At 68.8% G+C, this 21,897-nt stretch carries 17 protein-coding genes and 1 tRNA gene; 8 read left to right on the top strand and 10 right to left on the bottom strand.

Annotation, left to right across the window (positions count from 1 at the left end):
* Nucleotides 1–8: 8 nt before the first annotated feature.
* Both AC1DKV_RS18695 and hpnD read right to left on the bottom strand, forming a co-directional pair.
* The gene (locus tag AC1DKV_RS18695; RefSeq protein WP_441615987.1) at nucleotides 9–1,319 is read right to left on the bottom strand and encodes a Zn-dependent hydrolase; all 1,311 of its coding nucleotides are present in this window, start codon (nucleotides 1,317–1,319) and stop codon (nucleotides 9–11) included.
* A 108-nt stretch (nucleotides 1,320–1,427) separates the two neighbouring features.
* Nucleotides 1,428–2,264 (bottom strand): presqualene diphosphate synthase HpnD, encoded by an 837-nt coding sequence (gene hpnD / locus AC1DKV_RS18690; RefSeq protein WP_441615985.1) that lies wholly within the window; start codon nucleotides 2,262–2,264, stop codon nucleotides 1,428–1,430.
* A 495-nt stretch (nucleotides 2,265–2,759) separates the two neighbouring features.
* Between hpnD and AC1DKV_RS18685 the strand changes: the two genes are divergently transcribed.
* Together AC1DKV_RS18685 and AC1DKV_RS18680 are read left to right on the top strand one after the other, a co-directional pair.
* On the top strand, nucleotides 2,760–3,857 hold the full coding sequence (locus tag AC1DKV_RS18685) for an efflux RND transporter periplasmic adaptor subunit (protein WP_441615983.1): 1,098 nt from the start codon (nucleotides 2,760–2,762) through the stop codon (nucleotides 3,855–3,857).
* 10 nt (nucleotides 3,858–3,867) lie between these two features.
* Nucleotides 3,868–6,981, top strand: coding sequence for an efflux RND transporter permease subunit (locus AC1DKV_RS18680; protein ID WP_441615981.1), 3,114 nt, complete (start codon nucleotides 3,868–3,870; stop codon nucleotides 6,979–6,981).
* Between the two features lie 37 nt (nucleotides 6,982–7,018).
* On the opposite strand, the gene AC1DKV_RS18675 is transcribed toward AC1DKV_RS18680, so the two are convergent.
* The 7 genes from AC1DKV_RS18675 to AC1DKV_RS18645 form a co-directional block, all read right to left on the bottom strand.
* Nucleotides 7,019–7,429, bottom strand: coding sequence for a DUF3830 family protein (locus AC1DKV_RS18675; RefSeq protein WP_441615979.1), 411 nt, complete (start codon nucleotides 7,427–7,429; stop codon nucleotides 7,019–7,021).
* A 93-nt stretch (nucleotides 7,430–7,522) separates the two neighbouring features.
* A complete protein-coding gene (locus AC1DKV_RS18670; protein ID WP_441615977.1) occupies nucleotides 7,523–8,713 on the bottom strand; it encodes an amidase in 1,191 nt (396 codons plus the stop codon).
* A gap of 28 nt (nucleotides 8,714–8,741) precedes the next feature.
* Nucleotides 8,742–9,722, bottom strand: coding sequence for an ABC transporter ATP-binding protein (locus AC1DKV_RS18665; protein WP_441616502.1), 981 nt, complete (start codon nucleotides 9,720–9,722; stop codon nucleotides 8,742–8,744).
* Between the two features lie 84 nt (nucleotides 9,723–9,806).
* Nucleotides 9,807–10,862 (bottom strand): ABC transporter ATP-binding protein, encoded by a 1,056-nt coding sequence (locus tag AC1DKV_RS18660; RefSeq protein ID WP_441615975.1) that lies wholly within the window; start codon nucleotides 10,860–10,862, stop codon nucleotides 9,807–9,809.
* A gap of 4 nt (nucleotides 10,863–10,866) precedes the next feature.
* Nucleotides 10,867–11,754 (bottom strand): ABC transporter permease, encoded by an 888-nt coding sequence (locus AC1DKV_RS18655; protein ID WP_441615973.1) that lies wholly within the window; start codon nucleotides 11,752–11,754, stop codon nucleotides 10,867–10,869.
* Between the two features lie 25 nt (nucleotides 11,755–11,779).
* Nucleotides 11,780–12,730, bottom strand: coding sequence for an ABC transporter permease (locus AC1DKV_RS18650; protein ID WP_441615971.1), 951 nt, complete (start codon nucleotides 12,728–12,730; stop codon nucleotides 11,780–11,782).
* A 152-nt stretch (nucleotides 12,731–12,882) separates the two neighbouring features.
* Entirely contained in the window at nucleotides 12,883–14,571 is a 1,689-nt protein-coding gene (locus tag AC1DKV_RS18645) for an ABC transporter substrate-binding protein (protein ID WP_441615969.1), read from the bottom strand.
* 214 nt (nucleotides 14,572–14,785) lie between these two features.
* Between AC1DKV_RS18645 and AC1DKV_RS18640 the strand changes: the two genes are divergently transcribed.
* Nucleotides 14,786–16,033, top strand: a complete 1,248-nt coding sequence (locus tag AC1DKV_RS18640; RefSeq protein ID WP_441615967.1) for a Zn-dependent hydrolase — start codon at nucleotides 14,786–14,788, stop codon at nucleotides 16,031–16,033.
* A gap of 77 nt (nucleotides 16,034–16,110) precedes the next feature.
* Here AC1DKV_RS18640 and AC1DKV_RS18635 read toward each other — a convergent pair whose 3' ends face one another.
* Nucleotides 16,111–16,950 carry an IclR family transcriptional regulator gene (locus tag AC1DKV_RS18635; protein ID WP_441615965.1) on the bottom strand — a complete coding sequence of 280 codons (840 nt, stop codon included), beginning with the start codon at nucleotides 16,948–16,950 and terminating at the stop codon, nucleotides 16,111–16,113.
* Nucleotides 16,951–17,352: 402 nt separating this feature from the next.
* On the opposite strand from AC1DKV_RS18635, the gene AC1DKV_RS18630 reads away from it, so the two are divergent.
* From AC1DKV_RS18630 to AC1DKV_RS18610, 5 genes are all read left to right on the top strand, one after another.
* Entirely contained in the window at nucleotides 17,353–18,060 is a 708-nt protein-coding gene (locus tag AC1DKV_RS18630; RefSeq protein WP_441615963.1) for a GntR family transcriptional regulator, read from the top strand.
* A 37-nt stretch (nucleotides 18,061–18,097) separates the two neighbouring features.
* Nucleotides 18,098–18,775 carry a DUF2848 domain-containing protein gene (locus tag AC1DKV_RS18625; RefSeq protein ID WP_441615961.1) on the top strand — a complete coding sequence of 226 codons (678 nt, stop codon included), beginning with the start codon at nucleotides 18,098–18,100 and terminating at the stop codon, nucleotides 18,773–18,775.
* A complete protein-coding gene (locus AC1DKV_RS18620) occupies nucleotides 18,772–20,106 on the top strand; it encodes an amidase (protein WP_441615959.1) in 1,335 nt (444 codons plus the stop codon). The genes AC1DKV_RS18625 and AC1DKV_RS18620 overlap by 4 nt, the downstream gene beginning before the upstream one ends.
* A 102-nt stretch (nucleotides 20,107–20,208) precedes the next feature.
* Complete coding sequence (locus AC1DKV_RS18615) at nucleotides 20,209–21,498, top strand: MFS transporter (RefSeq protein WP_441616500.1); 1,290 nt, start codon at nucleotides 20,209–20,211, stop codon at nucleotides 21,496–21,498.
* A 239-nt stretch (nucleotides 21,499–21,737) separates the two neighbouring features.
* Nucleotides 21,738–21,824: transfer RNA gene (locus tag AC1DKV_RS18610), tRNA-Leu, on the top strand.
* The last annotated feature ends 73 nt before the right edge of the window (nucleotides 21,825–21,897 follow it).

The raw sequence follows: 21,897 nt of genomic DNA, 5'->3' as shown, positions 1-21,897 counted from the left end.
AAGCGGGATCAGGCGCGCGGCTGGAAATGCCGCAGGAAATCGACGAACACCTCGGCCGCGAGCTGGGCGTCTTCGGCGGTGATGGTCTCCAGCGGATTGTGGCTGATGCCACCGTTGCCGCAGCGCACGAACAGCATGGCCACATCGGTGATGCGCTGCATCATCATGGCGTCGTGGCCGGCGCCCGAGGGCAGCTCGAACGCGTCCAGCCCGCGCTTCCTGAGCACGGCGCCGAACTGGTCCATCAGCCAGCGCGCGCAGGGCGCATTGTTGACCGGCGTCACCCGTTCGACCTCGGCGGCCAGGCCGCGGCGCGCCGCGATGGCCTGGATGCCGGCCAGGATGTCGGCGATGGCGGCTTCGCGGATGGCGTCCTCGCCGGCACGGATGTCCATCGAGAACACGCATTCGGCGGGAATGACGTTGCTGGACCCGTTCGGCACCTGCAACTGGCCGACGGTACCCACCAGCGTCGGCGCCTCGCCGCAGCGCCGCTCCACCAGCAGCACCATCTCGGCGGCGGCGGCGGCGGCATCCTTGCGCATGGTCATGGGCGTGGTGCCGGCGTGGCTGGCGAGGCCCTGCACGCGCACCTGGAAACGGCTGCTGCCGGCGATCTGCGTCACCACGCCGAGCGGCAGTTCGTGGTGGAGCAGGACCGGCCCCTGTTCGATATGGACTTCGACGAAGCCGTGCAGGGTGGCAGGGTCGACCGCAGCAGCCCGCAAGGCATCGGGGTCGCCCGCGCCCGGCAGGCCGGAGGTGGCCAGCGCTTCGCGCATCGTTACCCCATCGGTATCGCTGCGCTCCGGCAGGGCCGGGTCGAAGCGGCCGGCCAGCACGCTGCTGGCCAGGAAGCTGGTCTTGAAGCGCAGCCCTTCCTCCTCGGCAAAGGCCACCACGTCGAAGTGGTAGGGCAGGCGGATGCCGGCCGCGTTGAGCGCACCCGCCACGGCGACCGGCAGCAGGATGCCGAGCCGGCCGTCGTAGCGGCCGCCGTTGCGCACCGTGTCGAAGTGCGAACCCGTCATCAGCACGCGGGCCGCTTCGCCCGCGGCGGGATCGGCGGCGTAGCGGCCGATCACGTTGCCAATGGCGTCGATGCGCACCGCCATGCCGGCTTCGCGCATCCAGTCAGCCAGCTGGGCTTGCGCGGCGCGGTGGGCCGTGGTCAGGTAGGCGCAGGTCAGGCCGCCTTCCATGTCCGAGAAGCGCGCCAGCGCGGCGGCCTGGTCGAGGATGGCCTGGCCGAGCGACAGGCTGGCTTGCGGGGATTGGGCGGATTGGGCGGATTGGCTGGGTTGGGCCGATGGGGTCATGGCAGGCAGGGCAGGGGGAAGCGCAAATGGCCGCACGCCCTTGGGCGGGCAGCGCGGATCAGGACAATCAGATTCAGGATGATAGCGCCGGCGCGCCGGGGGCGGTGCCTAGCGGTTGAGCATCCACGTCTTCCATGCAATCCACAGCTTGCGCATGGGGGTGAGCGAGATGCGCTGGCCGAGCACCTGGAAGTCGCTGGCCTCGAGTTCGTCGAGCAGCGTCTGGCAGAGCGCGCCCATCACCAGGCCGGCGCGCTGGGCACGGCGGTCGGTGCGCGGCAGCAGGGCCAGCGCCTCGCGGTACAGCGTGCGCGCCTGGCCGGCCCGTTCGCGCATCAACGCCACGAAGCGGTCCGAATGCGTGCCCTGGGTGATCTCCGAGGCAGGCACCTGGAAGCGCTGCAGCGTGTTTACCGGCAGGTAGATGCGGCCGCGGCGCGCGTCCTCGCCCACGTCGCGCAGGATATCGACCATCTGCAGCGACAAGCCGAGCTTTTCGGCGAATTCGAGCGTGCGCGGATCCTGGTAGCCGAGCATGCGCGCGCTCATGGTCCCGACCACGCCGGCCACGCAATGGCAATAGCGCGCCAGCGCGATGTCGTCGAGGTAGCGGGACTGGGTCAGGTCCATCTCCATGCCTTCGAGCACCTCGCCGAACATGGCCTGCGTCAGGCCGCTGGCCTGCAGGTGCGGCTGCAGCGCCTTGGTCACCGGGTGGGTGGGGGCGCCCCTGAACATCTGGCCGAGTTCGTTGCGCCACCAGGCAAGCTGCTGGTGCGCCACGCTTTCATCGTGGGTGTCATCGACGACCAGGCTGAGTTCCTTGCACCAGGCAAAGAGCGCGGTCATCGCCTGCCGCCGCGCGGGGGGCAGGAACAGGAGGCTGTAGTACAGGCTGGAGCCGCTCGCGGCGGCTTTTTCTTGGCAATACTGATCGGGCGTCACGCCGTTCTCGGGTCGGTGAAGTGGGGCATTCCGCGGTGCGCGGCGGGGTCCGCGCGGGCGAAGCGGCGGATTGTAGCACTGCGCTCGCGCGGCCCGCGCCGCCGCCGCCGCGGGTGCAGCGGATGCAGCGAGGGGCCGGAACGCGCGCAAGGTCTCGCCCGGACACGGCTGCGGCATTTCGCCACTGGAGCCAGGCTGCGGCCTGGCGCCTGTGCTTTCTGCGCCCGGCCGGCCGGTCCGCGGGCGCTTTTGGCTGTGTCCGTCGCGGATGGCAATTTGACGCATCCGGGTCAGCCCCGCTATATTACTGACCGACGAGTTATTAAATTCGCCATCGTCCCGTGCATAGCCCGCAGTCCCACCGCGCAGTCCCACCGATCTCACGCTTAACTCATGCCAGTGCCTTGTCCCAGGCCGGATGTTGCGGCCGTCGATGTGCTTTTCCCATCGCTTCCTGATGTTGCCAGGCCCGCTTCCGGGACTGGCGGGCTGCGCATGCCCGGACGGGTCACCACGCTGGCGCTGGCCTGCCTGCTTTGCCTGCTGGCCGGCTGCGGCCCCAAGGCCGCGCGTGCGCCGGAGATCCGCCCGGTGCGCCTGATGCACCTGCAGGCGGGCGCGGGCAAGACCGATCTGGAGTTCTCCGGCGATGTCCGGCCCCGCATCGAGTCGCGGCTGGGATTCCGCGTCGGGGGCAAGATTGCCGCCCGGCTGGTGGACGTGGGCGCCACGGTGCGCAAGGGGCAGCCGCTGGCGCGTCTCGATCCGACCGACCTGGGTCTGGCCGAAGCCAGTTCGCGCGCGCAGTTCGATGCGGCCAGGACCGACCGCGATCTCGCCGCGGCAGACCTCAAGCGTTACAACGACCTGTTCGCCAAGGGCTTTATCAGCGCCGCGGAGCAGCAGCGCCGCCAGGCCACGCTGGACGCTGCCGCGTCGCGCCTGCGCCAGGCCGAGGCGGGGCTGCGCAACCAGTCCAACCAGACCGCCTATGCGGTGCTGCCCGCCGATGCCGACGGCGTGGTCACTGCGATCGATGCCGAAGTCGGCCAGGTAGTCACGGCCGGGCAATCGGTGGTGCGGGTGGCGCAGACCGCCGAGAAAGAAGTGGCGGTGGGCCTGCCCGAGGATCAGGTGGAACGCCTGCGCGGCATTTCCGACGTGACGGTGCGGACCTGGGCCGGGCCGGCTCGTGCGCTGCCCGGCCATGTTCGCGAGATCGCGCCGATGGCGGACCCGGTCACGCGGACCTACGCCGCGCGCATCAGCGTGCCCAACCCGCCGGCCGACTTCAAGTTCGGCATGACCGCGGTGGTGACCTTCACCCGTACCGGCGACAGCACGGCGCTGCGCGTGCCGCTGTCCGCCTTGCTGCAGCAGGACGGCAGCAACCAGGTCTGGGTATACGAAAGCGCTGCCGGCACGGTAAGCCCGGTCAGCGTGACGCTGGGCGAGCTGCAGGGCAACGAAGTGCAGGTCACCAAGGGGCTGGTGCCGGGGCAGACCATCGTCACGGCCGGCGTGCACCTGCTCAAGCCGGGCCAGAAGGTCAAGCCGCTGCAATCCGTGGCGCCAGCCACCGCGCGCAACTGAGGCGCGCTGCATGGAACATTCCCGCTTCAATCTTTCGCGCTGGGCGCTCGAGCACCAGCCGCTGACCCGCTACCTGCTGGTGGTGCTGCTGCTGGGCGGGCTCTTCGCGTTCTTCCAGCTCGGGCAGGACGAGGATCCGCCCTTCACCTTCCGCGTGATGGTGGTGCAAGCCTTCTGGCCCGGCGCCACCGCCGAGCAGATCGCGGTGCAGGTGACCGACAAGATCGAGCGCCAGTTGCAGGAAGTGCCGTACGCCGACAAGATCCGCAGCTTCTCCAAGCCCGGCGAGACCACGGTGATCTTCCAGCTCAAGGACACCTCGCCGGCCAGGGACACCGCGCAGATCTGGTACACGGTGCGGAAGAAGGTCGGCGACATCGCGCAGACGCTGCCGGCGGGCGTGCGCGGGCCATACTTCAACGACGAGTTCGGTGACGTGTACGGCTCGATCTACGCGCTCTCCGCCGACGGTTTCAACTACAAGGAGCTGCGCGAGTACGCCGACCTGGTGCGCCAGCAGCTGCTGCGCGTGCCCTCGGTGGCCAAGGTGGCGCTGATCGGGCTGCAGGACGAGAAGATCTTCATCGAGTTCAACCAGGCCCGCTTCGCCCAGCTCGGCCTCGATATCAACGCCATCGCCGACCAGATCTCGCAGCAGAACAGCATGAACGCCAGCGGCGTGCTGGTGACGCCGGGCGACAACCTGCAGGTGCGCCTGTCGGGCCAGTTCGCCAAGGTGGCCGACCTGGAGAACCTGGTACTGCGCGGGCCCAGCGGCGCGGCCAATATCCGCCTGGGTGACATCGCCCACGTCTACCGCGGCTATGTAGACCCGCCGCAGAGCAAGATGCGCTTCCAGGGCAAGGAAGTGATCGGCCTCGGCATCTCGATGGAGAAGGGCGGCGACATCATCGCGCTGGGCAAGAACCTGCGCGCCGCCATGGACGGCATGCGCGGGCAGCTGCCGGTCGGCATCGAGCTGGACCAGGTGCAGAACCAGCCCGAGGCGGTGGAGCGCTCGGTGGGCGAGTTCGTGCACGTGCTGATCGAGGCGGTGGTGATCGTGCTGGGTGTCAGCTTCGTTTCGCTCGGCCTGCACACCAGGCCGTTGCGGCTGGACGTGCGCCCGGGGCTGGTGGTCGCATTGACCATCCCGCTGGTGCTGGCCGTCACCTTCCTGTTCATGAACATGTTCGGCATCGGCCTGCACAAGATCTCGCTCGGCGCGCTGATCGTGGCGCTCGGCCTGCTGGTGGACGACGCCATCATCGCGGTGGAGATGATGGTGCGCAAGCTTGAAGAGGGCTTCTCCAAGATGGAGGCGGCCACCTTCGCCTACACCTCCACCGCGATGCCGATGCTGACCGGCACGCTGATCACCGCCGCCGGCTTCCTGCCGGTGGGGCTGGCACGCTCCACCGTGGGCGAGTACACCTTCGCCATCTTCGCCGTGACGGCGCTGGCGCTGGTGCTGTCGTGGCTGGCCGCGGTCTACTTCACGCCCTACCTGGGCTACCTGCTGCTCAAGGCCAGGCCGGCCGGCGAGGGCGCCCATCACGAAGTCTTCGACACGCCGTTCTACAATCGCTTCCGCCAGCTGGTGAACTGGTGCGTCACCTGGCGCAAGACCGTGATCGCCGTCACCCTGGTGGCCTTCGGGCTCGGCTTGTACGCCTTCAAGTTCGTCGAGAAGCAGTTCTTCCCGGATTCCAGCCGCCCCGAGCTGATGGTGGAGCTGTGGCTGCCCGAAGGCAGCAGCTTCGCCCAGACCGAGGCCGAGACCAAGCGCTTCGAGCGCGCGCTGCGCGCGGACCGCGAGATCGCCAGCCTGACCAGCTTCGTCGGCAGCGGCGCGCCGCGCTTCTACCTGCCGCTGGACCAGATCTTCCCGCAGAGCAACGTGGCCCAGGTGATCGTGCTGCCCGCCGACGTGGCGTTGCGCGACCGCGTGCGCCAGCGCGTCACCAGCCTGCTGGCGACCGATTTCCCGCAGCTGCGCGGACGTGTCAAGCTGCTGCCGAACGGCCCGCCCGTGCCTTACCCGGTGCAGTTCCGCGTGATCGGCCCGGACGCCGCCGGCGTGCGCAAGCTGGCCGACCAGGTCAAGGCCGTGATGAGCGCCAACCCCAACACGCAGGGCGTCAACGATAACTGGAACGAGAGCGTCAAGGTGCTGCGCCTGGATATCGACCAGGACAAGGCGCGCGCGCTCGGCGTCAGCAGCACCGCCATCGCCCGCGTGACCCAGACCGTGCTCACCGGCGTGGCGGTCGGCCAGTATCGCGACGGCGACAAGCTGATCGATATCCTGATGCGCGCCCCGCGCAACGAGCGCGATGCCATGTCGGACCTGCAGAACGTGCAGGTGCCCACGGCCAATGGCCGCGTGGTGCCGCTGACGCAGGTGGCGCGCATTGCCTTCCGCTCCGAGCCCGGCGTGATCTGGCGCGAGAACCGCGACTTCGGCGTGACCGTGCAGTCCGACGTGGTGGAGGGCATCCAGGGACCCACCGTGACCGCGCAGATCAATCCCAAGCTCGATCCGCTGCGGGCGCAGCTGCCGGCCGGCTACCGCATCACCATCGCCGGCGCCGAGGAAGAAAGCGGCAAGGCCGGCGCTTCCATCGCCGCGCAGTTGCCGCTGTGCATCTTCCTTATCTTCACGCTGCTGATGCTGCAGCTGCACAGCTTCTCGCGCGCGCTGATGGTGTTCCTGACCGGCCCGCTGGGGCTGATCGGCGCGGCCGCCACGCTGCTGCTGCTGAGCGCGCCGATGGGCTTCGTGGCCCAGCTCGGCATCACCGCGCTGCTCGGCATGATCATCCGCAACTCGGTCATCCTGGTCGACCAGATCGAGCAGGACGTGCGCGGCGGCGCGGCGGTATGGGATGCGATCGTGGAATCGGCGGTGCGCCGCTGCCGCCCCATCATCCTGACCGCGGCGGCGGCCGTGCTGGCCATGATCCCGCTGTCGCGCTCGGTGTTCTGGGGGCCGATGGCCGTGGCCATCATGGGCGGGCTGATCGTGGCCACGGCGCTGACGCTGCTGTTCCTGCCGGCGCTCTATGCGGCCTGGTTCCGGGTCAGGGCGCCGGAGGCAGGATCCGCCCTGGTGGCGCGCTGAGCGCCGGATGCGGGGCGCTGCCGGCGCGCCCCGCGACTCACATCGCTTCGAACACCACGTCCTGCGCGCCTTCCCACAGCACCTTGGTGCCGAGCGCCCGCAGGTTTTCCTTGCCTTCCACGATGGTCAGGAAGTGGTTGCCGGCAAGCTGGCCCATCTTGCTGGCGAAGCAGCAGCTGCCGTAGGCCAGGATGATCTCGGTCTCGCTGTAGCCACCCGGGTAGAACAGGATGTCGCCCACCGACGGGTGGCTGGTGTGGTTCTCGAAGTCCACGCCGAGCCTGAACTCGCCCAGCGGGATCCAGCAGCCTTCGCCGCTCCAGCGCACATGGATCAGTTTTTGCCGGTAGGGCAGCAGCTTGGTGAAGGCCGCCACGGTCAGCGGGGCGTCGGGGTTGGTCTCGGCGACGAACTGATAGCCGCCGGCGGCGATGCGGATGCGGGCCATTGAGGCTCTCCTTGTCTTGTCGGAAAATCGGGCAGAAATGCGCGCGCCGCCGGGTTGGCCGGCGGCGCGCGGGAAAAGCAGGCGCAATGTAGCTTAGCCTAGTGCCTTCACCAGGCTTTGCGCAAATGCGATCAGGCTGCGGTCGCTGCCGGCGGGGCCCATCAGGGACAGGCCGAGCGGCGCGCCGGCGCGGCCCGACAGCGGCAGGCTCATCTGCGGGAAGCCGGTCAGCGGCGCCAGGCAGAGGATCTGGGACGAGCGGTTGCGGTAATCCTCGAGCGTGTCGCCGTCGGCGTCCGAGAGCGGCGCGATGTCGGGCATGCTCGGCATCAGCAGGACGCCGTCGTCGCCGAGCAGGGCGCCGATGTGCGCGGTGACGGCGCGGCGGAGCGCGCTCGAGGCCTCGAACTGCGCCGCCGTGACCCCCTTGGAAAAGGCAAAGCGCCCGGCCACGTCGGGGCCGAGCTGCAGGCCGTATTGCTCGATCAGCTCGCCGTCGGCCTGCCAGGCTTCCCAGCCCTGCACGTAGCGGAAGGCCCACCAGATATCCTCGATCGGCCGGTCCGCCACGGCGACCGGCGCGGCCTTGCCGAGGGCGGCTTCGATGCGGCCGACCACCGGTAGCAGCGCATCCAGCGCGGGCGCGGTGGGCAGGCGGAACAGGTCTTCGGCCAGCAGCAGGCGCGGGGCCGACGGCAGGGGGCGGCTGTCGGTGCCCAACAGGACGTCGGCCACGCGCGAGAAGGTGCCGATATCGCGCGCGAAGAAGCCGCAGGTGTCGAGGCTCTCGGCCAGCGCCAGGGTGCGCTCCAGCGAGATGCGGCCGTGGGTGGGGCGGATGCCGTACAGGCCGCAATGGCTGGCCGGCGCGCGCACCGAGCCGCCGGTGTCGCTGCCGAGCGCGAAGTCGCACAGCCGGTTGGATACCGCCGAGGCCGAGCCGGACGAGGAGCCGCCGGTGATGCGCCCGGGCGCAGCGCCGTTGACCGGCGAGCCGTAGTGGGCGTTCTTGCCGTTCATCGAGAAGGCCAGTTCGTCGGTATGGGTCTTGCCGACGAAGGCCGCGCCGGCGTCCAGCAGGCGCTGCACGGCGGGTGCGGTGCCGGTCTTGATGCCGGACAGCGCCAGCACATGCGGATTGCCGCCGCCGGTGGGGTAGCCGGCCACGTCGAACAGGTCCTTGGCCGCGAAGGTGAGGCCGTGGAGCGGGCCCGACGGCGCATTGGGGACGTCGGCGGCGGGATACGGCATGAAGGCGCGGGCGGGATGGGTGGCCAGGGACATATCGGTCGGGTTCCTAGTATCGGGATTCTCAGGCGGCAACTTCTGCAACGGCGGGCTCGGACACCAGCATACAGCTCACGCGGTGTCCGTGGCCAAGATCGGTGGCGGCGGGCACCTGGGCCAGGCAGGACGGGCGCGCATGGGCGCAGCGCGGCGCAAAGGTGCAGCCGGGCGGCAGCGCGGCCAGGTCGGGCGGCGAGCCGGCAATGGTCTGCAGCCGCTGGCCGCGGTCCATGCCGTGCTGGCGGCTTTGCAGCAGCGCGATGGTGTAAGGGTGGCGGGCGGCGCGCAGCAGCGTGCGGATCGGCCCTTCCTCGACGATGCGCCCGCCGTACATCACCGCCACGCGGTCGGCGATCTCCACCGCCGCGCCGATGTCGTGCGTGACGAACACGATCGACAGGCCCAGCTCGCGCTGCAGCTCGCGCAGCAGGATCAGCACCTGGATCTGCACGGTGGCGTCGAGCGCGGTGGTGGGTTCGTCGGCCAGCAGCACCTTGGGGCTGGCCGACAGCGCCAGCGCGATCATGGCGCGCTGGCGCATGCCGCCGGACATCTCGTGCGGGTAGGCCGCCAGGCGCCGCTCGGGGCTGGGAATGCGCACCGACTCCAGCGCGCGCAGCGCGCGCTGGCGCGCCTCGGCGGCGGACACGCGCGCATGGGTGCGGATGCACTCGATGATCTGCTGGCCCACCGTGTAGACCGGGTCCAGCGCCAGCAGCGGCTCCTGGAACACCATCGCCACCGTGCCACCGCGCAGGCGCTGCAGCGCGCGCGCATCGAGCGCCATGACGTCGGCGCCGTCGATGCGGATGCTGCCTTCCATGCGCGTGCGGCGCGGCGGGTGCAGGCGCATCAGCGCGCGCAGGGTCACGCTCTTGCCCGAGCCGGACTCGCCGATCAGGGCCAGCGCCTCGCCCGGCGCCACGTCCAGCGACACGCCGTTGACGGCGCGGATGGTCTTGCCGCTGCCGGAGAAAGTCACGCGCAGGTCGCGCACCGATACCATCGGGGCCGTGGAGGCTTGCTGTTCGGTGTTGTTGTCTTGTGGGGTCACTTGTGGGGTCACTTGTGGGGTCACGATAAGCCTCGCTCAGATCCTTGCAGCCAGATGGCGGCTGTGGCCGCCGTCCGCATTGGCCATCAGGCAGGCCACGGGATGCCCGGCCAGCGCGTCGGACAGCACCGGCGCGCGGCGCGCACAGACCGCCTCGGCCATGGCGCAGCGCGGGTGGAAGCTGCAGCCGGATGGCGGGTTGATCGGGTTGGGCGGATCGCCCGCCAGCGGCGCGACCAGGGTGCGGTGGTCCGGGTCGGTGGCCGGCATCGAGGCCAGCAGCGCGCGCGTGTATGGGTGGGAAGGGTTGGCGTAGAGCGTCTCGGTGTCGCCCACTTCGACCACCTTGCCCAGGTACATCACCATCACGCGGTCGCACAGGTAGCGGATCACGTTGAGGTCGTGGCTGATGAAGACGTAGGTGAGGTCGAACTCGGCCTTGAGCTCCAGCAGCAGGTTCAGCACCTGCGCTTCGACCGACTTGTCGAGCGCCGAGACGGCCTCGTCCAGGATCACCAGGCGCGGGCGCAGCACCAGCGCCCGGGCGATGTTCACGCGCTGGCGCTGGCCGCCGGACAGCTCGTGCGGATAGCGCCCGGCGAAGCGCGCCGGCTCCAGGCCCACGCGGTCGAGCAGGGCGCGCGCCCGCGCGCTGGCCTCGGCCGCGCCGATGCCGTGCACGCGCGCGGTGAAGGCGATCGATTCCTCGATGGTCAGGCGCGGGTTGAGCGAGGAGTAGCTGTCCTGGAACACCATCTGCACCTGGCTGCGAAAGCGCTTCATCGGCAACTGCGCCGAGCCCACGCCCTGCGCGTCGAAGATCAGCTCGCCGCTGTCCTGCTCGATGAGCTGCATCAGCAGGCGCGCGGTGGTGGACTTGCCGCAGCCCGATTCGCCCACCACGCCGAGCGTCTCGCCCTTGAGGACCTCGAAGCCGACGCCGTCGACGGCGCGTACCACGCCGGCGCGGCGCCCGGGGATCTTCGACTTGAGCGGGAAATGCTTGACCAGCTCGCGGGCGATCACCAGCGGCTGGGCCGGGCCGCCGACGTCGGCGTTGCGCAGGGCTTGCGGCAAAGTGGTTTCGGTCATGGCGTCAGTCCTTGATTTCCATCGCCGAGCGGATGCCGTCGGCGAGCAGGTTGAAGGAGATCGAGGTCAGGAAGATCATCGCGCCGGGCAGTGCGGCCACCCACGGCTGCGTGTAGATGGCGGTGCGCAGCGTGTTGAGCATCAGGCCCCATTCCGGCTCGGGCGGCTTGACGCCGAGGCCGAGGAAGGACAGCCCCGAGGCCAGGATCATCGACACCGAGATCAGGCTGGTGGCGTAGACGAAGATCGGGCCCAGCACGTTGTTGAGCACGTGCGCGCGCACGATGGTGAGCGACGACGCGCCCGAGGCGCGCGCCGCGTCGACGAATTCGCGGTTGCGCACCTGGGTGGTCACGCTCTCGGCCACGCGCACGATCTGCGGCACGAACACGATGGTGAGCGACAGCAGCGCATTGCCCACGCCCGCGCCCAGCGTGCCCGACAGCGCAATGGCCAGCAGCACGGAGGGGAAGGCGTAGAGGATGTCGACCAGGCGCATGATCACGGTATTGGTCCAGCCGCCGGCGTAGCCCGCCACGATGCCCAGCGCGCTGCCGACCACGAAGGCGATCAGCACCGGCGTGATGCCCATGAACAGCGACAGGCGCGCGCCCAGCATCAGGCGCGAGAGCATGTCGCGCCCGAGTTCGTCGGTGCCAAGCAGGTAGTGCTCGGTGCCGACGGGCTTGAGGCGCTTGAGGATCGACGCGGCGTAGGGATCGGCCGGCATCAGCGCCGGCGCGAAGAGCGCCATCAGCACCAGCGCCAGCAGGATCAGCGCGGCCAGCATGGCCAGCTTGTTGCGCAGCAGGCGCCGGCCGACCGTGGTCCAGTAGCCGGGCGAGCGCTGCACGAGCGGCGCGACGGCGGGCTTCTTCAAAGTCATTTCCATGATGGCTTCCGGTTGGCTTGCTGGGTCAGTTGCGCTGGATGCGGGGATCGAACAGCGTCTGCAGCGCGTCCACCAGCAGGTTCAGCAGCACGAAGAACACGGCCAGCACGAGGATGGTCCCCTGCAGCAGCGGGAAGTCGCGCTGGAAGATCGCCGAATTGAGCAGGAAGCCGGTGCCGGGCCAGGAGAACACGGTCTCGATCAGGATCGAGCCGCCCAGCAGGTAGCCGAGCTGCAGGCCCATCACCGACAGCGCGGTCGGCGCCACGTTCTTGAGCACGTGGCGGAACACCGCGAGCTCGGACAGCCCGCGCGCCTTGAGGCCGACGATGAACTCGTTGGAGAGGATCTCCGCGACCAGCGCGCGGATGGTGCGCGCGACGATGCCCATCGGAATCACCGACATCGTGATCGCCGGCAGCAGCATGTACTGCAGATGTTCCCAGTCCCATTGCCAGTCGGCGGAGCCGCCCGGCCCCGCGCCGGTGGCGGGCAGCCAGCCGAGGAAGACCGAGAATACGATCACCAGCACCATGCCCAGCCAGTAGTGCGGCATGCTGACGCCGAACACCGACAGGAAGGATGCGGTGCGGTCGGCCACGGAATCGCGGAAGTAGCCCGCCACGAAGCCGAACAGGCAGCCGAAGGTAAAGCCGATCAACGTGGCCACGGCGGCCAGGCGCACCGAGTTGACCACCGCGGTCATCACTTCGCTCATGACCGGCCGGTTGGTGGCGATGGAGGTGCCCAGGTCGCCGTGCAGCGCACGGGCGAGCCAGTGCAGGAATTGCTCGAGGAAGGGCTTGTCGAAGCCGTACAGCGCGGTGAGCTGGCGGCGCAGGTCCTCCGAGGCGTCGGGCGGCAGCACCGACACCAGCGGATCGCCCGGCGCGATATGGACCAGCGAGAAGCACAGCAGGGCGACCCCGAGCAGGATGGGGATCGCATAGACGATGCGGCGGAGCAGGTAAGTCATGGGCTTGGCCGGCTAGAGAAAAGGAAAGAGTGGGGCAGGGCAATGCAAGGCGATGCGCTTGTTGTTTCCCCCAATCCCGCTTGTGGGCGAGGGAGCGGGGGGCCAAGCCGGCGCGGCGCATCTCCCCCTTGCGCCCGCACCGGCAACACGGCTCAGTCCATCGACATCGTGGCCAGGTCGATGAACCAGCTTTGCGGCTGCACCACGCCCTTGACCTTCTTCGAGATGGCGCGCGGGCCCACGTCATGCGCAATCAGCACGAAAGGCGATTCTTCCACGATGCGCGCGTGCAACCTGGCCAGCGCGGTGTCGCGCGCCTTGTCATCGAAGGAGGTGCGCGCGGTCTCGATCAACTTGTCGAACTCGGCGTTGCCGAAGTAGCCCCAGTTGTTGGAGACCGGTGGCTGCGTCTTGGTGCTGACGAAGCGGACCATGGCGAAGAACGGGTCCATCGCCGCGAAGCTCACGTTGATGGCGTTGGCGCCGTGCGCGCTCGGGTCCTTGCTGCCGACGCGCCAGTTGGTAAACAGCGTGTTCCACTCGACCACGTCGAAGTCCACGTCGAAGAAGCACTCCTTCAGGTTCTGCTGCACATACTCGTTCATCGGCAGCGGCTGCATCTGGCCCGAGCCCGAGGCAGACACCTGCACCTTGACCTTGAGCGGCTTGGCTGCCGAGTAGCCGGCTTCCGTCATCAGCTTGCGCGCGGCGCTGGCGTCGTACTTGACATCGAACTTGGGATTGCCCCACCACGGGCTGCCCGGCTCGACGATGCCCTTGGCCTCGGCCATGTAGCCGCCCAGCAGCGTCTTCAGGCCCGAGCGGTTGACGCACAGGTTGGCCGCCTCGCGCACGCGCTTGTCGAGCCAGGGCGAGCCGGGCGCGAAGGACAGCTGCCACGGCCACATATGCGGCTGCGCATTGGCGTAGACCTCGAAGCCGCGGCTCTTGATCTGCGCCACGGCGTCAGGCGCCGGCGCCTCGATCCAGTCCACCTGGCCGGACAGCAGCGCGGCGGTGCGCGCATTGGCTTCCGGCATCGGCAGCATCACCACCTTGTCGATCCTGGGCACGCGCTTGCTGTCCCAGTACTGCGCGTTCTTCACCACCTCGAGCCGCTCGCGCGGCACGAAGCGGCTCATCTTGAACGGGCCGGTGCCGGAGGCGTCGGCGGCGAAGGCCACCCATGCCTGCTTGCTGCGTTCGGCCGTATCGGTGACCGAGGCCGGCACCGCGGCGAGCTTTTTCTCCCACTGCGCGGGGGAGGCCATGAACAGGTTGCTCAGGTTGTAGGGCAGGAAGGAGTCGGGCTCGGAGGTGACCAGCTCCACCGTGAGGTCGTCGATCTTCTTGGCCGAGCGCAGCGTCGGCATGCGCGAGGCGGTCACGCCGACCTGGCTGGGGTCGAACTGCCTGGCAGTCTTGTCGAGCACCTTGTTCACGTTCCACACCACGGCGTCGGCGTTGAACGCCGAGCCGTCGTGGAACTTCACGCCGGGGCGCAGCTTGAAGACCCACCTGGTCTTGTCCTTGGCATCCACCTTCCATTCCGTGGCCAGGTCGGGGATCAGCAGGCTCGGGCCGTTGCCCTTGGAGAGATCCCACTGGGTCAGGCCGTCGTACATCGGGATGCCGGTGAACCGGTTGCCTTCGAAGCCCTGGTCGGGCTGGCCCAGCGTGCGCGGGATGTCGGCGGCGGTCATGCCCACGCGCAGCACCTTCTCGGCATGGGCGGCGCCGGGCAGGGCGAGCAGGGAAAGCGAAGTGAGCGCGGCGGCAGCGGCGACGGCTTTCAGGCTGGGTTTCGTGCTTCCGGCGGCGGGGGAAGAAAAAACGGTCACGGGCAGTGCTCCTGGGTGGGGGGAAGGGCGGACGCATCCCTTCAAGCAAGTCATGTGCCAGTTGCCGCGGCACCCGGCCGAGGCAGAGGCGTTGCGGCGACCGGTGTCACGCAGGCGCAAGGGGGGCGTCCGCTTCATGGCTTGTGCCTGCCTTGCCCATGGCCTGCTTTTTGCTGGCCTGTCCTTTCGTTTTCCAACCAACCGGCTTCCCGACATGGACCAGCAACACCTTCCCCGCATCAACGCAACCCGCCTGTGGCAATCGCTGATGGACCTGGCGCAGATCGGCGCCACGCCCAAGGGCGGCGTGTGCCGCATCGCCCTGACCGAGTTGGACCGCCAGGGTCGCGACCTGGTGGTGGGCTGGTGCCGCGAGGCCGGGCTCGAGGTGCGCACCGACGAAGTGGGCAATGTGTTCGCGCGGCGCGCGGGCAGCGATCCCGATGCGGCCGCCGTGGCCACCGGCAGCCATATCGACACCCAGCCCTCGGGGGGCAAGTTCGACGGCAACTTCGGCGTGCTGGCCGGGCTGGAGGTCATGCGCACGCTCAACGACCTCGGCATCGTCACCCGCGCGCCGCTGGAACTGGCCTTCTGGACCAACGAGGAGGGCACCCGCTTCACGCCGGTGATGATGGGCTCGGGCGCCTTTGCCGGCGTGTTCGAGGCCGGGTTCGTGCGCGCCCAGCGCGACCTCGATGGCATCAGCGTGGGCGAGGCGCTGGCGCAGATCGGCTACCGCGGCGAGCATGCGGTGGGCGAGGTGCCCGGCGGCATGTTCGCTGCCTATTTCGAGGCGCATATCGAGCAGGGGCCGGTGCTCGAAGCCGCCGGGCTGCCGATCGGCGTGGTCTCCGGCGCGCTCGGCCAGCAGTGGTACGACGTGACCGTGACCGGGCAGGACGCGCATGCCGGCCCCACGCCGCTGGCGCTGCGCCACGACGCCATGCTGGCGGCCGCGCGCATGATCGACGAGGTCAACCGCATTGCCGTGGCCGAGGCCCCGCATGGCCGCGGCACGGTCGGCTACGTGCACGTGGCGCCCAACTCGCGCAACGTGATCCCGGGCCACGTGGACTTCTCGGTGGACTTGCGCAATCTCTCGCAGGAGGGGCTTGACCGCATGGACGCGGCCATGCGCGCGCAGTTCGCCCGGATCGCGCGCGACGGCGCGGTGCAAGTGGAGATCCGCCAGGTGGTGAAGTTCGAGCCCTGCGCGTTCGCGCCCGCCTGCGTGGACAGCGTGCGGCGCGCGGCCGCGGCGCTGGGGCTGCCGCATATGGACGTGGTCAGCGGCGCAGGCCATGACGCCGTCTACGTGGCCCAGCGCGCGCCGACCGGCATGATCTTCGTGCCTTGCAAGGACGGCATCAGCCACAACGAACTGGAAGACGCGCTGCCCGAGCATGTCGAGGCCGGCGCCAACGTGCTGCTGCAGGCCATGCTGGAGCACGCCCGCTAGCCCGGCCTTTCCCGCTTCCTTCCGCCCCGCTTCATTCCGCCCCGCGCGGCTGTTTCAGGGCACGGCGAAGCAGCCTCTCAGTGGGCGATGGAGCGGGAGATTGCCCATGCGCACTCGATCACCATCGGCGCCAGCTTCTTCTGCGCCTCGGCCATGCTCCAGCGGCTGGCGGGCGGCGATACATGGACCGCGCCCACCGCCTGGCCCTGGCTGTTGACGATGGCCGCGCCAATGCCCATGTCGCCCAGGAACAGTTCCTCGTTGTTGCAGGCATAGCCCACCTTGCGGCAGGCCGCCACGGTCTCGAAGATCGCCGCCACATCGGTCAGCGTGGCCGGCGTGCGCGCAACGCGCGCGGAGCTTTCCAGCATCGCCATCACTTGCTCGTCCGGCAGCGTGCTGAGGTAGGCCCGGCCGCTGCTGGTGCAATACATGGGGATGCGCATGCCAACCGGGGTCAGCACCGGGATGTACTTCGACGTCATGAGCTGCGCCACGTAGACCATGTCCAGGCCGACCGGCTCGGTCAGGTTGGCGGTTTCGCCGCTGGCATTGGCGAGCTGCGACAGATAAGGGCTGGCGGCCTGGATCAGCGCGTCCGCGGACAGGTAGTTGTAGCCAATCTCCATCACCTTCGGGGTCAGGCGAAAGCGCCGCGTCTGCGGATGCTTGGCGACGTAGCCGAGCTTCTCCAGCGTATGCACGGTGCGCTGCGCCGAACTCTTGGTCATGCCGGTGAGCCCGGCCAACTCCGCCAGGGTGAGCGTGCGATGCACCGCACTGAAGGCGCGCAGGACCTCCAGGCCCTTCTCGAGCGACTGGTTGAAAAGCGGGTCCGGGCGGGTGGTGTCCTCGCTGCTTTCTGCGGTGGCCGCCGGCGTGTCGGCGTCCTCGTTTTTTTTGTACTGCCCGGTCATGTTCGCATTTTCCGTCGAGGTCGCATGCAGGTCTGGGCACCATCGCTGGGAGGTCTTGCACCACGATGAATGCATATTGCACCAATATACGACTGAATCGATTATCGATTCTAGGTCGATGTGGACATGATAGAAGGGCTGCGAGTTTTTGGGAATAGCGATAGCGGGCACGGTATTGCGCATCATGCGGGAACGCTTTTGATGGCGCACCGGAAAGCTTTGCCCAGCATGGGTTTGCGGGGAGCTCTCGCCATGCGGCGAAGCGATGCAAGGGCGGCGCTGCGTGGATTCCCGTCGCCTGGCGGTGCCGCAGCCTAGCGTTTACCCTGCGCTTCATCGTGTTGACGATCAGTGAAATATCAGGCTAGTATCACAACAACTTCAACACCGCAGGAACGCATCATGGCGAACCCGATCAGGCTCGTTGCCAGTGCCGGCGAACCCGCCGCCGAGAGTGGCGCCGCAAGCCGCGCCGCGACCGGCGCCGCCATGCGCGAGCAGGCCTACGCCGAGATCAAGCGCCGCATCATCGCCTGCGAGTTCCGCCCGGGCGAGCCGCTCAACGAGGCCCAGGTCGCGGGCCTGCTCGGGCTGGGCCGCACGCCTGTCCACCAGGCGCTGCACCGGCTCGAGGTGGAAGGGCTGGTCTCGATCATGCCGCGCAAGGGCGTGCTGGTCTCGCCGCTGTCGCTCAATGAAGTGCTCGACATGATCGAAGTGCGCGCGACCAACGAGGTCCTGTGCGCCACGCTCGCCGCCGAGCGCGGCCACGAAAGCGATTTCAAGGCCATGCGCGAGATCCTCGGCCGTTCGCCGGAGCTGATCGCGCGGCGTGACATTGCCGGCCTGGCCTCGCTCGACCTCAAGTTCCATACCGCCATGTCGGCCGCCTCGCGCAACCGCGTGCTGGCCGACCTGCTGCGCAACCTGCACGAGAAGCAGGCCCGTTTCTGGTTCCTCTCGCTATCCGATCCGCAGCACCTGGAGAACGTCTACCAGGAGCACCTGCTGATCGTCGACGCGCTCGAGCGGCGCGACATCCCGGCGGTGCGCGAGGCCATCCGGGAACACATCGACGAATTCCGGAAGAACATCATCCGGACCATCTGACCCACTGACCGTTTTTCTCCGCAACAGGTAGTACGACATGCCGACACTGCAATTCCAGGTCGCCGGCGAGGGCGCACTCGCCCTCGACATCCAGCGCCTCATCATCGCCGGCTGGACCGGCCGCGACGCCGACGCCGTCAACCATCACATCCGCGAGCTCGAAGAGATCGGCGTCAGGCCGCCCTCGACCGTGCCTTGCTTCTACCCGCTGGCCGCCTCGCTGCTGACCACCGAGACGCTGCTCGAAGTGCCGCGCGAGGATTCCTCGGGCGAGATCGAGTTCGTGCTGCTGGCCGGCCAGGACGCCATGTACATCGGCGTCGGCTCCGACCACACCGACCGCAAGGTCGAGGCCTACGACGTCACCGTCTCCAAGCAGATGTGCGCCAAGCCGCTCGGCACCGAACTCTGGCGCTTTGCCGACGTGGCGGATCACTGGGACCAGCTGCAGATGCGCTGCTGGCGCACCCGCAACGGCCAGCGCGAGCTGTACCAGGAAGGCCTGGTGACGCGCCTGCTCGATCCGCGTGACCTGATCCGGCGCCTCACCGGTGAAGACACGCTGCCGCCCGGCACCGCCATGTTCTGCGGCACGCAGGCGGTGATCGGCGAACTCGGCAGTGGCGAAGCCTTCGAAGTGGAGCTGCACGACCCGGTACGCAAGCGCACCCTGCGCCATGCCTATCGCGTGGCCTGCCTGGCGGTGGCACCATGAGCGCCGCGCAACCGACCATCGCCGCGCTCGCCGCCGAACTCGGCGCGGGGCGCACCACCAGCGTGGCGCTGACCGAGCAGGCGCTGGCGCGCATCGAAGACCATCGCGCTAAGGGCGGCGTCGCCTTCCTGGAGGTGGACGCGGCCGGCGCGCTGGCCGCCGCGCGTGCCGCCGACCAGGCCCGCGCGGCCGGCCTGGTGGCGTCGCCGCTGGCCGGCCTGCCGATTTCCATCAAGGACCTGTTCGACGTAAAAGGGCAGGTGACGCGGGCCGGATCGAAGGCGCTTGCCGGCGCGCCCGCCAGCGCAGACGCAGTCGCCGTGGCGCGCCTGCGCGCAGCGGGCGCCGTGCTGATCGGGCGTACCAATATGAGCGAGTTCGCCTTCTCCGGCCTTGGGCTGAACCCGCACTACGGCACGCCGCGCACGCCGTTCGACGAAGCCCGCATCGCCGGCGGCTCCACCTCGGGCGGCGCCGTCAGCGTGGCGCTCGGCATGGCAGCCGCGGCGCTCGGCACCGATACTGGCGGCTCCATCCGCATCCCCAGCGCATTCTGCGGCCTGACCGGCTTCAAGCCCAGCGCGCGCCGCGTGCCGCTGGATGGCGGCGTACCGCTCTCCACCTCGCTCGACTCCGCCGGCCCGCTGGCACGCTCGGTGGCCTGCTGCGCGGCGTTCGACGCCATCGTCAGCGGCGAGGCCCTGGACAGCAGGCCCGCGCCGCTGGCCGGATTGCGCCTGCTGGTTACGCGCGATTTCGTCTGCGACAGCCTCGACGCCGAGGTCGCCCAGGCCTTCGACGCCACGCTCGACATGCTCGCGCGCCTTGGCGCGCGCATCGTGCCGTTCAATTTCCCCGAACTCAAGCGCCTGCCGGACATCAACGCCGGCGGCGGCCTGACCGCGGCCGAGGCGTGGCACTGGCACAAGCAACTGCTGGCCGAACGCGGCGGCGATTATGACCCGCGCGTCGCCATGCGCATCCGCCGCGGCGAGCAGCTCGGCGCCGCCGACTACCTCGACCTGCTGGCCGCGCGCCGCGCCATGCAAGCGCGCGCCGCCGGGCTGCTGCGCGAGGCCGACGCCTGGCTGATGCCCACCGTGGCCGTACGCCCGCCACGGCTGGATGCGCTGCAAAGCGACGAAGCCTTCTTCGCCACCAACGGCCTCGTGCTGCGCAACGCCAGCGTGATCAATTTCCTCGACGGCTGCGCCGTCTCGCTGCCGCTGCCGGTGGCCGGGCAGGGCATCGGCCTTGGCGTGTGCGGCCTCAACGGGCAGGACGCGCGCGTGCTGCAGGTAGCGGGCGCCATCGAGACCGTGCTTCAGTAATCCAGGAACGAACCGAGGGCCGCAGCCACGCAGCGCGGCCCCGCCATCCACACCCAAGGAGTTACACCGATGACCACCGTGATGACCGGAGCCCCCGACGCGATGGCGCCCGCCGCCGCGCCCAGCGCCGCCGAGCGCGACCACGCCTACCGCAAGATCGCGGTGCGGCTGATTCCCTTCCTCGTCTTCCTGTTCGTGCTGGCCTGGATCGACCGCGTCAACGTCGGCTTCGCCAAGCTGCAGATGCTGCAAGACCTGCAGTTCAGCGAAGCCGTGTACGGCTTCGGCGCCGGCATCTTCTTCATCGGTTATTTCCTCTTCGAAGTCCCCAGCAACCTGCTGCTGGAAAAGATCGGCGCGCGCCGCACGCTCGCGCGCATCACCATCCTGTGGGGCCTGGCGTCGATGGCGATGATCTTCGTCAAGACTCCCATGCAGTTCTACGCGCTGCGCTTCCTGCTCGGCATCTTCGAAGCCGGCTTCTTCCCCGGCGTGGTGCTCTATCTCACCTACTGGTTCCCCGCCCAGCGCCGCGCCCGCATCAACGGCCTGTTCATGACCTCGTTCGCCATCGCCGGCGTGATCGGCGGCCCGCTTGCCGGCTTCATCATGAGCCGCATGGAAGGCGTCGAAGGCCTTGCCAACTGGCAATGGCTGTTCGTCATCGAAGGCATCCCCTCGGTGCTCGCCGGCATCGCCGTGCTCATGTTCCTGCCAGAAAAGCCCGCCAGCGCCAACTGGCTCACCCAGGGCGAGCGCGATCTCGTCAGCCGCGAGATCGAAGCCGAGAACCGCGACCCCGCCAAGCACTCATCCCTGCGCGACGCCTTCGCCAACGCCCGCGTCTGGATCTGCGCCGCCATCTACTTCTGCGTGGTCAGCGGCAACGCCACCATCGCCTTCTGGTCGCCGTCCATCATCAAAGAGCTCGGTGTGCAGGGCAATCTCCAGATCGGCCTGGTCTCCGCCATCCCCTTCATCGCCGGCACCATCGCCATGGTCTGGAACGGCATCCACTCCGACCGCACCGGCGAACGCCGCCTGCACTGCGCCCTGGCGACACTCATGGCCGCCGCCGGCCTCGTGCTCACCGGCATGTGGCTGCACAGCGCCGTGCTCGCGCTCGTCGCCCTGACCATCGCCTCCGTAGGCATCCTCGCCGCCTTCCCCGTATTCTGGTCCCTGCCGTCCGCCTTCCTCGCCGGCACCGCGGCCGCCGGCGGCATCGCCCTGATCAACTCCATCGGCAACCTGGCCGGATTCGTCGCCCCGTACATGATCGGCTGGTTCAAGACCAGCACCGGCCAGCTATCCTCCGGCCTGTACTTCGTCGCCGCCCTCGAAGCCTGCGCCACCGTCCTTGTACTCTCCTGCATCAAGGGCAAGCGCTGAAACCGTGGGCAGCGCACGTTGATTGCGCCGATGCAGGCAAGGGGCTGGATTCCCCGCGCGCTTTGCGCTAGAATCCGCAGCCTCGTTGCGCTGCATGCGCAAAGTGCGCCGGCAGCACAGGAAACACAAGCCAGGCGGGCAGTCTTGCCCGCCGCTTCTGTGACCTCACACGCTGCCCGGCCCGCCTGCAACGCCAGCGAGCACAGCGGCCTCCCGCCAGGGATGCGCCCGCAGGGACTGCGAGGGTGGCGAAATTGGTAGACGCACCAGGTTTAGGTCCTGACGCCAGCAATGGTGTAGGGGTTCGAGTCCCCTCCCTCGCACCACCCACCCCTTTCCGCAGTACACAAATCCACACCAAAGTAGACCGCAAACCTAAGCCCCACAAGGGTTTCTAGG

The sequence above is a fragment of the Cupriavidus sp. 05T41 genome (genome assembly GCF_056396525.1).
This window is presented reverse-complemented; position numbering and strand designations above follow the sequence as displayed.